General features: G+C 39.8%; 15 protein-coding genes and 1 riboswitch. Of the genes, 4 read left to right on the forward strand and 11 right to left on the reverse strand.

Going from position 1 to position 14,057, the window contains the following annotated elements:
- Window positions 1-12: 12 nt before the first annotated feature.
- The 9 genes from H9648_RS06690 to corA all read right to left on the reverse strand — a co-directional run bounded on the left by H9648_RS06690 (window position 13) and on the right by corA (window position 8,743).
- Window positions 13-858, reverse strand: coding sequence for an ABC transporter permease (locus H9648_RS06690; protein WP_191753104.1), 846 nt, complete (start codon window positions 856-858; stop codon window positions 13-15).
- Between the two features lie 22 nt (window positions 859-880).
- Complete coding sequence (locus H9648_RS06695) at window positions 881-1,870, reverse strand: aliphatic sulfonate ABC transporter substrate-binding protein (RefSeq protein ID WP_191753105.1); 990 nt, start codon at window positions 1,868-1,870, stop codon at window positions 881-883.
- A 104-nt stretch (window positions 1,871-1,974) separates the two neighbouring features.
- Window positions 1,975-3,765 (reverse strand): PLP-dependent aspartate aminotransferase family protein, encoded by a 1,791-nt coding sequence (locus H9648_RS06700; protein WP_191753106.1) that lies wholly within the window; start codon window positions 3,763-3,765, stop codon window positions 1,975-1,977.
- 189 nt (window positions 3,766-3,954) lie between these two features.
- Window positions 3,955-4,070: riboswitch (SAM riboswitch) on the reverse strand.
- 176 nt (window positions 4,071-4,246) lie between these two features.
- On the reverse strand, window positions 4,247-5,356 hold the full coding sequence (locus H9648_RS06705; RefSeq protein WP_191753107.1) for a hypothetical protein: 1,110 nt from the start codon (window positions 5,354-5,356) through the stop codon (window positions 4,247-4,249).
- Between the two features lie 262 nt (window positions 5,357-5,618).
- Window positions 5,619-6,266: a nitroreductase family protein gene (locus H9648_RS06710; RefSeq protein WP_191753108.1), complete on the reverse strand. Its 648-nt coding sequence runs from the start codon at window positions 6,264-6,266 to the stop codon at window positions 5,619-5,621.
- A gap of 89 nt (window positions 6,267-6,355) precedes the next feature.
- Entirely contained in the window at window positions 6,356-6,580 is a 225-nt protein-coding gene (locus H9648_RS06715) for a hypothetical protein (RefSeq protein ID WP_191753109.1), read from the reverse strand.
- Window positions 6,581-6,666: 86 nt separating this feature from the next.
- On the reverse strand, window positions 6,667-7,188 hold the full coding sequence (locus tag H9648_RS06720) for a hypothetical protein (RefSeq protein ID WP_191753110.1): 522 nt from the start codon (window positions 7,186-7,188) through the stop codon (window positions 6,667-6,669).
- Between the two features lie 105 nt (window positions 7,189-7,293).
- Entirely contained in the window at window positions 7,294-7,725 is a 432-nt protein-coding gene (locus H9648_RS06725) for a YflT domain-containing protein (RefSeq protein WP_191753111.1), read from the reverse strand.
- Between the two features lie 64 nt (window positions 7,726-7,789).
- Entirely contained in the window at window positions 7,790-8,743 is a 954-nt protein-coding gene (gene corA, locus H9648_RS06730) for a magnesium/cobalt transporter CorA (protein ID WP_191753112.1), read from the reverse strand.
- A gap of 219 nt (window positions 8,744-8,962) precedes the next feature.
- Between corA and H9648_RS06735 the strand changes: the two genes are divergently transcribed.
- Window positions 8,963-9,361: a hypothetical protein gene (locus H9648_RS06735; protein WP_191753113.1), complete on the forward strand. Its 399-nt coding sequence runs from the start codon at window positions 8,963-8,965 to the stop codon at window positions 9,359-9,361.
- An 83-nt stretch (window positions 9,362-9,444) separates the two neighbouring features.
- Here the strand turns inward: H9648_RS06735 and H9648_RS06740 are convergent, their stop codons facing one another.
- Window positions 9,445-10,272: a VanW family protein gene (locus tag H9648_RS06740; protein ID WP_191753114.1), complete on the reverse strand. Its 828-nt coding sequence runs from the start codon at window positions 10,270-10,272 to the stop codon at window positions 9,445-9,447.
- 206 nt (window positions 10,273-10,478) lie between these two features.
- Here H9648_RS06740 and H9648_RS06745 point away from each other — a divergent pair, with 206 nt between their 5' ends.
- The gene (locus H9648_RS06745) at window positions 10,479-11,390 is read left to right on the forward strand and encodes a permease (protein ID WP_191753115.1); all 912 of its coding nucleotides are present in this window, start codon (window positions 10,479-10,481) and stop codon (window positions 11,388-11,390) included.
- Window positions 11,391-11,405: 15 nt separating this feature from the next.
- Window positions 11,406-12,260 carry a TIGR03943 family putative permease subunit gene (locus tag H9648_RS06750; RefSeq protein WP_191753116.1) on the forward strand — a complete coding sequence of 285 codons (855 nt, stop codon included), beginning with the start codon at window positions 11,406-11,408 and terminating at the stop codon, window positions 12,258-12,260.
- Between the two features lie 37 nt (window positions 12,261-12,297).
- On the opposite strand, the gene H9648_RS06755 is transcribed toward H9648_RS06750, so the two are convergent.
- Window positions 12,298-12,999, reverse strand: coding sequence for a vanadium-dependent haloperoxidase (locus H9648_RS06755; RefSeq protein ID WP_191753117.1), 702 nt, complete (start codon window positions 12,997-12,999; stop codon window positions 12,298-12,300).
- A gap of 249 nt (window positions 13,000-13,248) precedes the next feature.
- Here H9648_RS06755 and H9648_RS06760 point away from each other — a divergent pair, with 249 nt between their 5' ends.
- Window positions 13,249-14,031, forward strand: coding sequence for a class I SAM-dependent methyltransferase (locus tag H9648_RS06760; RefSeq protein WP_191753118.1), 783 nt, complete (start codon window positions 13,249-13,251; stop codon window positions 14,029-14,031).
- Window positions 14,032-14,057 lie beyond the last annotated feature (26 nt).

Raw genomic sequence — 14,057 nt, forward strand, 5'->3', positions numbered from 1 at the left:
TTTCCCCTCCTTCTATCCTTGATTGGTCATACTGTCTTGCCATTTTAGGGAACGATGTTCGACCCATTTTAAAACGGCATCTGTTATCTTTCCTAAGACTGCAAATAGCAAGATGCTTGCAATTACCGTATCCGGTGAGTATGTGTTCTGACCTACCACGAGCAGATAGCCTAGTCCTTCACTTGCTCCCATGAGCTCTGCCGCTACTACGAACATCCACCCAAGTCCTAACCCGCTGCGCATACCTGTAATAAATGAAGGTAATGCAGCTGGCAAAATAATGCGTTTTGTTAGCTGGTAAGGTGTGAGGTGATATATTCTTCCGACCTCAATAAGCTTACGATCCACACCTTGGATTCCTGCTACAATATTTAAATAGACAGGAAAGAATACACCTACTGCGATTAAAGAAATCTTGGAAGGTTCTCCAATTCCCATCCAAAGGATAAAGAGCGGTACCCATGCGAGAGAAGGGATCGATCGAATGGCTTGAAACAATGGGTCTAATAGTCTTTCTGCTGTTTTTGCATAACCTACGATTGCACCGATTACAACCGCCGCTCCCGTTCCAATCGCAAATCCCAAGAATACCCGCGTCAGGGTAACCGAGATATGACCGAACAGTGAACCATCTTGATACATACTGATTATTTTTTCTAAAATAATGGTTGGTGCAGGCAACAGATGTGCGGCGAGAAGTCCTGTTCTAGCGGCGATTTCCCACGCTATTAATAAAATGATAGGCAAGATAGAGCCTATAAGAATCCCTCTTCCTAATTGGAATATGCCTTTAGACGTTGAGAGCTTTTGAGGGGAAGCTCTCTGGGCTACTTTCCACTTATGTGTTTCAGAAATCATCGACACTTCCTCCTCTCTCTCCTTATTGATTGATCACTTTCTCTGCGAACTTCGGGTTGATCAATTTCTTTACCAGATCTTTGATGTTAGTATCTTTTTTGACAATCTCTTCTTTTTGGAGTACTTCGCCTGCAGCCGATATAGCTTTTTCATGCTGTGATCCTGGAACAGGTTCCTCGAAGTTGTTTCGTTGCAGTTGTTTTTTTGCGACATCTTCTTTAATCCCCGCTTCTTCTGATAAAAGTTTTGCTGCTTCCTCTGGATGTTCAATCGTCCATTTTCTAGCTTTTTCGTAAAGTTCAATCACTTGTTCTACTTGCTTCGGATGGTTTTTCGCAAATTCAGAGCGTACGTTCAACGTGCCATACGTATTAAAATCAGGGTTGCGATAAATGTACTTCGCCCCGGATTCAACTTCTGTTCTAGCCATATGTGGATCTAATCCAGCCCAAGCGTCCACTTGCCCTTTTAAAAGTGCGTTCGCTCCATCGGCATGTTGCAGATTTACGATTTGTACGTCTTTTGCAGAAAGGCCGGCATCTGCTAGTGCTCGTAGTAAAAAGATGTGCGGATCCGTACCAAACGTTGCCGCTATCTTTTTACCTTTCAGATCCTTTACATCTTTAATCGTTGATCCATCTGCCGCAACAAGTGCTGTCCATTCTGGCTGAGAATAGATATAAATGGACTCGATCGGAGCACCTTTGTCTTTTGCGATTAAAGCTGCCGCACCAGCTGTGGATCCAAAATCAACGCTATCTGAATTCAAAAACTCGAGCGCTTTGTTACTTCCTTGACTTTGAATCCATTCCACTTCAATGCCTTCTTTTTTGAACGCCTCTTCCGCCCAGCCAAACTTTTTAAGTGCTAGACTTGTTGGAGAATAAAAGGCATAATCTAGTCGAATCTTCTCTGGTTTTTCTCCCTCTTTCGCACCGCTGGAACAGCCTGCTAACACTAAAGCGCCAGCTAAGCTTAATGCCAGGACTGCTTTCTGCCAAATCTTCAACATGTATTTCCCTCCACGTTTATCTCTATTTTGTATGGCTATTTTTTGAGTTACTCCTGAAAGTCGTTGACTTCCGCTCCAGGATGCTCGCTTTCCAATTTCTATTGTTAAAGTTCACACGCATACGTTGAAATGGTTCCTCTTAGTCGTTGCGCTTCTTTATACGTACATCTGTTATGCACAACATCTATTCCGGCTTCTTTCGCGATTCTTGCAGCTTCTGGCGAGATGACACCTTCTTGCAGCCAGAACACTTTGGGCTGTGTGATCGCCGCTTCTTTTGCGAGCTCGATCGCCGCTTCTGGACTTCTAAACACTTGAACCACATCGATCGGAAACGGGATGGATTTTAAATCTGGATATGCTTTTTCATCTAGCACTTCCGTCTCTCTTGGATTAACCGGAACGATCTTATAACCAAGGCGCTGCATTTTTCTGGCTAATCTATGGCTTGGTCTAGCAGGGTTAGAACTGAGTCCTACGATTGCTAGCGTCTTCGGACGTTGAATTTCTTGACCGTTCTCGACTGCTCGATACAGTGCTGATTGCAATGCCCAACGAATGACACCTTCATCGTTAATCGTGATCTCTGCTTTATCCGATCCTATTCCTGTTGCTGTTTGTATCGCACGATCAAGATCATTCGTAAGATCTTTTACGGATTCAAGTCCGATCGATAACCGAATCAGTTCTTCTGTTACGCCTGTTGCTACTAATTCTTCTCCGCTCAACTGCTGATGAGTAGTAGAAGCTGGGTGAATGATCAATGATTTTGCATCCCCAACATTTGCAACGTGTGACCATAATGAAATGTTGTTGATGACCTTACGTCCTGCATCACGCCCACCCTTGATTCCAAAGTTTACGATCGATCCAAAACCATTACTTAAATATTTTTTAGCAAGCTCATGACTTCTGTGCGAAGAAAGACCCGGATATGATACCCAATCTACAGCTGGATGTTTTTCCAGGTATTCTGCTACTTCTTGTGCGTTCTTCGCATGTTTTTCCACTCGTAGATGCAGTGTTTCTAAACCTTTTAAAAGGAGAAATGCATTGTGTGGACTTAAACATGCCCCGAAATCTCTTAACAGCTGTACACGTAATTTTGTCGCGAAAGCTAATGTTCCAAAATCATTTGCGTATCTTAGTCCGTTATAACTGTTATCTGGCTCAGTGAATCCTGGATATTTCTCTGAGTTCCAATTAAAGCGTCCTCCATCCACCACAACACCGCCAATGGCAGTTCCATGTCCGCCGATCCATTTTGTAGCTGAGTGGATTACAATGTCCGCTCCAAAGCTTATTGGCTTTGTTACATATGGTGTTGCAAATGTATTATCGATAATTAGAGGTACACCGTTCTCATGCGCAATATCTGCCACTGCCTCAATATCTAATACGTTAAGGCTGGGGTTCCCGATCGTTTCAGCAAAAAATGCTTTCGTGTTTGGAGTAACCGCTTTTCTGAAATTCTCAGGGTCGTCTGCATCTACAAACTTTACGTTAATCCCGTATTTCGGAAGAGTAGTAGAAAATAGGTTGTAAGTTCCTCCGTATAGATTCGTAGCGGCAATAATTTCGTCTCCTGCGTGTGCGACGTTTAAGATGGCAAGAGCGATAGCTGACATACCAGAAGAAGTAGCAACAGCTGCAACACCATCTTCTAGAAGTGCAACTCTTTTCTCAAAAACATCAACAGTTGGATTTCCGATTCGGCTGTAGATGTTTCCTGGCTCGTCGAGTGCAAATAGGCTTTGTGCATGATCTGTATCGGAAAAAACATAGGAAGTAGTTTGGTAGATAGGTACTGCTCGCGATCCTGTCGTTGGGTCAGGCGCTTGGCCCCCGTGTAAAAGCAATGTTTCAATATCGTATCCATCAAAAGATTTTGTCATTGTATTCGCTCCTTCTTTTTCGTAATTTAAATAAAATCTATAGGAAAACTAGGGATAAAGATTAATGCTTTTCCCTTTTGCTATATTCAATTAAAAAAATGAGATATGTCACTATGTGATGTTTGTGTGTGAAGTATGATAAGGGGAAAAAATAAAAACCCCCTTCCTAAGAAGAGGGTTTTGGTCCTCCTCTTATCTTTCAGATCAAAAAAGATCTGTAGGAATTGGCACCTTTCCAAACCAAATGTGGTTTGTTGGTTGCCGGGCTTCATCGGGCCTAGTCCCTCCGCCTCTCTGGATAAGAGATATTCAATTTATGTTTAATACATTAACGTGCTGATGTTTGTTTTGTTCTTGAATAGGATTATAGAGTATGATGTTTTAGAAAGTCAACCGTTTTTTGAAAAATCATAAAAGTTATACAAAAGAATGAGTGTTCAACTGTCAGCTTTGAATTAAGATTATGCCCATGCTATGCCGGTTATGCTAACTTTGTTCCACTTTTTTCATCAAACCATCGAAACTCTTCGATTTTTTTTACAAGTACCGTTATTCGATTAGCAACTGCTTCTTTCTCTCCGTATCGGATTTTCTGTTCAGACGTTAATTCATCATTCTGAAGTAGCTGCCAATGAGTGACAGTTAAATCAGTAAGTCGGATAAACTCCTCTTGTTTAACTCGACGCTTTACAGCTAGATCTCCATTAGAATAACCTTCTAAAAATCCGTCAGCCAATCTTTTCAATTGATCTTCATACCGATCAAATTCGTGCCGTGCATAACGCGGTGCGTTAAAAAATGTTGGGAACAAGGTGCGATAATTATTAAGAAAATTCCCCGCAAGTGAATCACCACTATATAGGATTGGTAAAGGATCGATCAAACAGACAGTCCCATCTGAATGAAGCAATACGTTCTCTGGAGAAGTATCTTGGTTCGTAAGTACAATCGTATGATTCTCGATCTCTCTATCTTTCATACAGTTTTGAAGGTCAATCAGAGCTGATGGAGAAACGGAACCATCATATGTATGAATAAATTTTTGGAAATCATCTATGTATTCCTTGTTTTCTTCTTTCATAGATTCAGAAACATCTGACTGATATTTCCCTTCAATATATTTTCCGTTCCATGAGAGATAACCGAACCCTTTTAAGCCATGATGTGCAGCATTCATCTTGCGAAAGAACTCACCAAGTTCCGCTCCGATATGAAACACTTCTACAGCCGTCAGTTGATCCATCTTGATGGCTTTTCCCGCATAAGATTCAACGGTAAACGTTCTGTCTTTTTCTACATGATAGTTAAAAAAAGCAGGGCAGATTCCTGGTTTAACTTGGTTAGCTAGCTCATAGTATGCTCTAGTCCCTGCATATTCTGAGTGAATGGCTTCTTCATCAAATTCAACGTTCTTCCCGTAAGCCTCTGTCTTCGGAAAACGAACGACCACAGCATCTCCAGAACGCAGCTGGACAAGATAAGCAAGATGCCAAGCTCCCTCACCTAAATATTGAACCTGAGTCGGATCTTTAAGGTCTTCTAACCCACTTTTTTGCAGTGCATAATCAATCAAGTCAAATGTCTCTTTCATAAGAAGTTCCTCTTTCTAAAATTGAAAATACGTTACATGAAACATATATTCGGTATATGTCGAAAAAAATCCTTTTTTCTTAGGTTTTCTTGTAGGTCTGAAGCCTTATGGAGGGGGAATGAAAGAAGTTCAAGGTGAAATTTTTACGGAGCTGGCAACGATAGGACGCTCGTATTTTTCATATGGCGCTCGTATTTTTCATATGGCGCTCGTCCAGCATGCTTTTCAGGCGCTGGACGAGCTTTTTAAAAGCTTACAGTCATCAATCTACATATGTGACGATTTCTTCTACGGCTTTTCTTGCAAGTTTTTTAGGTTGATCTTGTGGATGTCCCAGTGAAATTACCATATTGATCTGCTTCTTAGAAGGAATTTCTAAAAAGTCGCGAATAGCATCTTGCGCCAACAGAACGGGGCCAGTCATCGGACAAGTGCCAAGTCCACGTGCATGGGCTGCAAGCATCAAGTTTTGAATCGCTAAGCAGCTGCTCTTGATTCCTTCCTCTTCCCAAACGGATTCTTCCGCAAGTTCGATCGGATCAAAGATTTTTTCACGAAACTTGGACTCGTAAGGAGTGGCTAAACAGATGATCAATACCGGTGCTCCAGAGAATGCTGTCGCATACGGACCGAAAGAGCGCGTCAGCAATTTTGCTTCCTTCGTTTTGCCGTTCTCTTCAGCACGTGCTGCCAATTTATGAATAGCATCCCACGTCATCTCTTCAATTTTCTTTACTTTATCTTTATTTCGGATCACGATAAATTCCCACGTTTGTGAATTCGTGTCGCTCGGGGCGTAACGTGCGCAATCCATGATTTCATAAATGTCTTCTTCAGCAACCGCTTGGTCCGTAAACTTTCGGACACTTCTTCTTCCGTGCACGATCTCTTTAAAATCTTCGTATTTCATGATTGTCTCCTCTAGCACATGTATTGGATATTCTATATGTATTATACAAAAGATTGGAACTCTCTACAAAATACGTAAAAGAACAGTGCTTATTTTGCACTGTTCTCTGTTGCTTCTATATCTTTTTTCGTTTTTATTCTTAATCCGATTAGGATGAGTGAAGCTCCCAATAATACACTAACGATATGGATCGGATCCATATTAAGAGACTCCCTTTGAACATTTAACTTCTCTACATACAACCCAAGCAGATAAGTACTGATCAGAACGATTATCCCAGCGGTAATGAGTCCAGCCTTCACATATGGCTTCATGAAAAAACCACCTTTTCCCTTTTACATATAACTTATTCTTAGGAAAAGATAGAATACCTTTATTCTTTAAAAACAAATTTAGCTAACTAATTGGCTTTTGCAAGATTCATCCGTTCTTCAACAAAAGAACGCACTTCCTCTTCAGCTTTTTTCTTGATTACAAATTCTACATATCGTTCACCTGTATGAAACCGAACTAGACCCCAACTCGGATATCCTGGATTCTCTGCTTGAAGTCCCGTGATCCAGTCCACTGAATCGATCTGGTGCCAATCATAAAACTTGGTTGCTGATACAACGCCCCTCTTACCGATCGCCCCTCGCCATATTTGTGTAAAATAAAGCAGTGTGAGAAACACCAATAAACATATCATTAAAACATTGACTGGCATTGAAAGTTTCAACAAACCAAAACCTTGTGTGATAATGACCACAATCATAATCTCATGTGTCCAAAAATTCTTTTGTGTATATTCTCCACTATAAGAAAGTCCATAGACAGGAATTGCTCTTTTTTTGTCTTTCACATTTTTCAAAAGGTAATAAACGGCTGCGATGATTCCTATTACGATTAAGATTCCAAAAAACACATTTAAGAAGAGTTCCATGTTTAAACACCCCGCATATCTTATATACATTAATACGAATAAACAATGGAAAAAGTTTCAAAAAAGTAAAAAGACACCTTTTACAAGGTGCCTTCGAATCTACCTTTATTTTCGTTCAACCATCACTAAGATCTTGCCATCTTGTAAATCCTGCATGTATCTTTCTGCATCACTTTCCGAAACGTCCATGTTTTGAAGAATTTCTTTCATATCCGCTTCATCATGATCAAACATCGCAGCAAAAGGTCCAGCTGCCAAAAGTGGTCCGACCCCTGGTACTCCAAGGCCAGGAACCGCAATCCCTCCGCCGATGCCTGTTAGAAAACCTGCGATTGTGCCATATGTCGCACTGTCTGCATCATCTTCTGTAATCTTTCTTTCGTTTACATGGGTCTCGTCTGCAACATGATCAACCATCTCATCATCTTTCGCAACGATCGAAATATCAGATGGATGATATCCTTTTTCGACCAATGCTTTGATTGCGCCAACCGCTTCTTCTTCTTTCGTATATGTACCGATAATATCTTTTTTCATTTGGTTTCCCTCCAAACGGTTCTTTACAAGTAGGTTCCCCTGTTAAGCATTTTTTAAACAGTACTCAATCTTGTTCAAACCAACCTTTTTTCTTGAACCAAATGGACATGACTGCTCCTAAAAAGACCATAAAACCAAGTACATAGAAGTAACCATTCTTTGTTTGAAGCTCTGGCATGTTTACAAAGTTCATTCCATACAGACCTGCAATGAATGTTAACGGCATGAAGATCGTTGTAATTACGGTTAATGTTTTCATGATATTGTTCATACGGTAAGAGTTAAGAGAGATGTAATTATCACGAATGTCCGATGTCATCTCTCTCGCTGAAGTCATCATATCGGTTAACCTTAGGAGATGATCATATATATCATGAAAATAGGACCTTTCATCCGCATCTAAACCCACTCGTTTTGATTCGAGCATACGATACAGAAGCTCGCGCATAGGCACGACCGTTTTTCTTAATGTTAAGAGATCTCCTCTGATATCAAAGATCAGGTTAATGATTTTAGGTGCTTCATCATCTTCGTTGCTTTCGATGGAAATTACCCGTTCTTCTAATTCATGCATAATGGGAAAATACATATCTACCAGTTTATCCATCAGCTTATGAAGAAGTTCATTTTTACCGAGTTCAGGCGGAATCGTTTCGAGTCCACTTAAATACTTCCATACAAAATCAATCTCTGGAACGTTTGTTTTATGATACGTAACCACACAGTTTTTTGTTGTGAAGATATCAACCTCAGTTGCTTCAAGTGTCTTATTGTCTAGAGCGTGCACCACATAAAACAGGTGATCTTCATAAAATTCAACCTTTGGACGTTGCAAGGCATTCACACAGTCCTCAACAGCAAGAGGATGGAAGTCAAAAAAAGTGCGCAGTAAATTGGTTTCACCAGATGTCGGACAGTCAAAGTCAACCCAGAACCAATCGGGCTTCATTTCATTGATTTGCCGAAACGGTGGATTGATGATTACTTTATGATCGATGATAGCGATTGTACGGACCATGATTACACCTTCTTTCACTTATTATCATTTCCCTAATTTCTTTAACTTTTTTCAATAGTTTGAAACATTTGTTTAAAAATACAGCATTTATCTACAATAATCGATGCTTTTTATTTTGACAATAAAAAAACTACGATCTATTAATGATCAATAAACAGCTTTCTAATTTCCTTAATCTGTTAAAATATAGTGAAGTAAGGTATGGGGGGATTGTTCGTATTGAACAAAAGAATGGTACTATTACTATCTTTTGCTTTTATATTATTGATGTTTTCAAGTGCTGTCATTTATAAATTCGTTCTCGAGAAGAACCGTTACTCATCTGTTTCCATAGTTCCCGAGCATCGCAGCGACCTCCCACTTTACGAGGGATTAGAATTTCAAGACCATCATTATTTAATTAAAGGAAATCATTGGTATGAGATCTATAAATTTTATAGAGATACACTTCCGCATCATGGTTGGAAGCCCGTTTATAAGCAAGCTTTCATAGAAGATTGGGGAGGATTTATGTTGCGATTTCAAAAAAATGATAAAGAACTCCATATTGGTGGTGGTTGGAATCCTTATTCAAACGAAACAGAAACTATTTTTGACCTTAACCCTGTCCAGCATTAATAATACTTATTCGTTTATTGCAGAATCTTATACGTATTTTAAAGATACTTAAAACCCTTAGCCTCAAAGGCCAAGGGTTTTTGCTATGCGTTCTTTTGACTAGCTTCAAGCAGTGGCTCGTACATCATGATGGCATGATTCTCCGTAATATATTCATCATCGATCTGTTTTCTTTGACGGTTAAATACTTTGCGATGAATCAAGTTATGCCTTAAATATCCACCCCAATAAGCAGGCGTGATCCAATGTTCCTTTTCATACACTTCATACGATTGCAGTGGTTCTTGATCTGTCCGCCATTCTCCCACAAGGTGAGTATCCGTTAAATATAAGTGAAGCTGGTAAGGCTGATTCGTCGTGTTCTTAATCTGCAAGTCTAGGTAGTTGTAAGCACAAGTCGCTCCGCTTCCAAACGGCTGTGTACGCTTCGAGTCCGGAAACACATCATAACTGTGTCGGTGACGCTCTGTTACAGAGAGCGGAGTTTGCAGTGTCATCCAATAGATCAAGTTCGAGAGCTGACACAGGCCACCACCCGTTCCCTTCTTAAATTTCCCGTAAAACAAGACCATACCATCAACATACCCTTTTGAGCGTGTTGTCGTCCCAATGCTTTTCCAATACGAAAATGTTTCCCCAGGCTGGATCACGATACCGTTTAATTGTTTGATAGCAATCGAGAGGTTTTTCACTTTATTATGCTGATACCACATCTCTACATCTTTTAATTTTCGAAGAAGAATCGTCTGATGTGAAAAATGAACAAAGGGAAGTTGTTCATTCTTCCTTGATTTAGCGTACGTCTTTTCATCTGTAAACCACTCTATATACCTTCTAAGCATATAATACATTTTTCCTAACGAGATTCGTAATGCCGAACGCCCTTTCGGACGCAGGTCAAAATGGTTCATTTGTTTACTCCTTTTGCTCAATTTCTTTATGGGAAATAAATTGTTTGGGGTCAGACCCCATTTCCCATAATATTCTAATTCTTCATTTGCCATTTATTTTCCTGTGGATCTTGCGTTATAGTGAGGATATTGCATAATAAAAATTCACTTCATAAAGTTTATATTTTATGATGATAGGTAGTTTATAGAGTTGGAGGAATTATCGGATGCTCGACAAATCGTTTTTACAGATGAATACCGTATTTATAAGCATCCTCATCGAGGCACTTCCGTTCGTTCTGATCGGGGTGCTCATCGCTGGTGTCATACAGATGTTTGTCACTGAGGAGATGGTGGCACGTATCATGCCTAAGAATAAGATAGGTGCTGTTTTATTTGGGGCTGTTCTAGGCGCAATCTTTCCGGCGTGTGAGTGCGGAATCGTACCGATCACAAGAAAGCTGATCGAAAAAGGTGTTCCTGTTTTTGCAGCCATACCTTTCATGCTTACAGGTCCGATCATCAACCCTGTCGTTTTATTCTCAACGTATGTTGCGTTCGGAAACAGATGGGAAGTTATGATCTATCGTGGCTCTCTTGCCATGATTGTTGCCGTCTTATTAGGTTTTATTCTTGCCGTTCAATTTAAAAATGTAAAAGTACTTAAGAATGAATTAGATGCTGTTTCCCGCTCACCGTTTAACAACGAGACAGCAGCAACCGTTTCAACGCCAAAGATTTCTTTTTATAACAAACTGAAAGGTACGTTTGTGCATGCTGTAGAAGAATTTTTCTCTGTCGGAAAATACTTAGTGATCGGTGCTTTGATTGCTGCGAGTATGCAGACGTACGTAAAGACATCAACACTTCTAGAAATTGGACAAGGTGAAGTATCATCTTCACTCGTGATGATGGGATTAGCCTTTATACTCTCTCTTTGTTCAGAAGCTGATGCTTTTATCGCTTCTTCATTTCAAAGTACATTTACAATCGGTTCGATCGTTGCGTTCCTTGTCTATGGTCCGATGTTAGATGTGAAGAACGTCCTTATGATGCTAGCTGCTTTTAAGAAAAAGCTCGTTGTTAGTCTTGTTGTATATATCACGATCCTTGTTCTAGTCGGATCTCTATTTCTTTAAAGGGGGTGCATATCTATGATTCGAATCCTGATCTTAATCGGATTTACCTTTTTGTTCATGCATCTGCATGCTACAGGTGATATTAGCAAATATATTAACATGAAATATTCATATATCTCGTTCTCTGCCATATTTATTCTTGGCTTTCTTACGCTCGTTCAGTTCTATATTTATGGAAAGAGTGATGATGGTGAACATGAACATGATGATTCATGCACAGCTGATTGTGGACACGATCATCATAAGAAACCTTCTCGACTAAAAAATGTAACTGTAAACAGCATACTCATTTTCCCGATCATTTCTGGGTTATTCTTCCCTATCGCCTCTCTTGATTCTGAAACCGTAAAAACGAAAGGGTTCCACTTTAAAGGTCTTGAGAACGAAGGCGATTTTGGTGAGCACCAGTTTTTAAAGCCGGATACAAGTGTTTATTATGGAAAAGAAAGCTACAATTCTATCATGGATCAAGAACTAAAGCCCTTTACAAAAGGAAATCAGGTTGTGCTTAACGATAAGAACTATCTAAAAGGCATGGAGAGCATCTATTATAAACCTGGTATTTTTCTCGGAAAAGAGATCCAGTTTAAAGGGTTCACGTACAACGCAGAAGATCAAACCTCAAAATCGAACGAACTCTTTCTTCTACGTTTTGGTATCATTCACTGTATTGCCGATTCTGGCGTTTTTGGCATGATGGTCGAATTCCCAAAAGGCACATCATTTCCTAATGACAAATGGATCGAGATCGAAGGCAGTATAGAAACCCAATATTATCAACCGTTTAAAGCCGACATTCCTTATGTAAAAGTGAAGGACTGGAAAGAAATCGAGAAACCAAAAGAAGAATATGTGTATCGAGGATATTAAAGGAACCGGACACCTTACGTCCGGTTTTTCTTTTTGCTTATATATTTTGCGATCGTATTAAACTCACGATGATTTCGCCGAGCTGTCTTCCAAGTGACAGCCCTTCATCATTATCTACTTTAAAATGAACACCAGCATATAACCTAGACATCGCACACTCTTCCATGAGCAGATGAATGCGATTTCTTTCTTGAGGAAAATAATAGCTTAGAATAGGTTCCGTACAGCCGGCCATAACAGCATGTGCCGAGGGATAACCAGGAAAACTGGGCGTCATCAACACTGTCTTTAAGTTTCGGTCGTATTGACAAGGTCGAGCAACATCCCAAAGATATTTAAAATGCCAGGTGATGACGAAAGCATCATTGATAGCTGCTTGATAAAACGCTAAAAATCTAGCAGCCTTTGTTGAAGCAAGTCCATACGTTTCCATCATCTGAAGAACGATTGGAATGATCTGTTTATTCACCTCTCCTGCAGCCCACATTTGAGCAATACGTATCTGCTCAGGTGTGATCTGCTGCATGACCTGTTGTACAATTTGTAGTTCATTTTCCCAATTGATCGTATTAGGATTCTTTATTCTCCACGTGATTTGATTTCGAAACGGATCCAAGAATGTATTGCCTTCTCTTGCTATAAAAAACATCGGCCAATTACCTGCTTCTGGCGTTACGGGTGTCGGGGGATAACTTTCACCCAGATAAGGTATTTTAGACCACCTCAAATAATTTCTCATCTCATCCCCCCCTGTTTCACGTGATACCCCATGTTATGTGAAGGGACAAAATGATTAGAACAAAGTCATAATCTTAAAAGTGATTCTGTTAAAGAATGATGACATGATCGAACTGCTTTTCACAACCACTGCCTTTACTTTAGAACAACTATAAGGTGTTACCGAATGCGCACCTTTTCATTCATTCCCTCTATTCAATCAGCTCCCCATTTGGTATCATTTTCCTTAAAACATGAGGAGCTGATCATTATGACTTTGCTTAAACAATCGTTTAACTTTGTGGCTGATTCGTATGAAAAGTACCGGCCAACTTATCCACAAGAGCTTTTTGAAGACATTATTCGTTATGCAAACCTTGATGAGGATTATACTCTTTTAGAGGTAGGAAGTGGGACTGGTAAAGCTACAGAAGGTTTTGTTAAAGAAGGCATCTCAACCATCACTTGTATTGAATATGGCGAAAACTTAGCTCAGCTCACTCAGAAAAAGTTTTCATCGTATCCAGACCTTCAAGTAATCCATTCAAGTTTTGAAGATTGGAATCATCCAGAAAAGGTCAAATACAATCTTGTTTTTTCTGGAACAGCTTTTCATTTTATTCCTCATGAGACAGGGTATCGAAAAGCCGCCTCTCTTTTGAAAGATGATGGGGTATTAGCGCTCTTCTGGTTTGTTCATATTCCTTCTTATGAACCCGTATACGTTTCTATACGTAAAGCGTATGCATCCTTTGCTCCTCACTTAGAAGATAGCCATGCTCCCACCCTTGCTGAATTTATTGAGAAACAAAACAAACAAACGCTTGCATCAGGAGCATTTCAAGATTTACATACACTTACATACACATGGAACCAAACTTATACAGCTGAAGAATATGTAGGATTATTAGATACACATTCTGGTCACCAACTATTACCTCCTGAACAAAAAGCATCGCTCTATGAAGAAATAAGAAATGCGATCCTAGCGCAAAATTCAGGTGTGATTACAAAAACACATGCAGTTGCATTATTCTTAGCAAAAAAGAAATAACATTTTCAAAATCTATGAGCATTCCC

Origin of the sequence: Fictibacillus norfolkensis, from assembly GCF_014836645.1 — a bacterium.
GTDB lineage: Bacteria > Bacillota > Bacilli > Bacillales > Fictibacillaceae > Fictibacillus > Fictibacillus norfolkensis.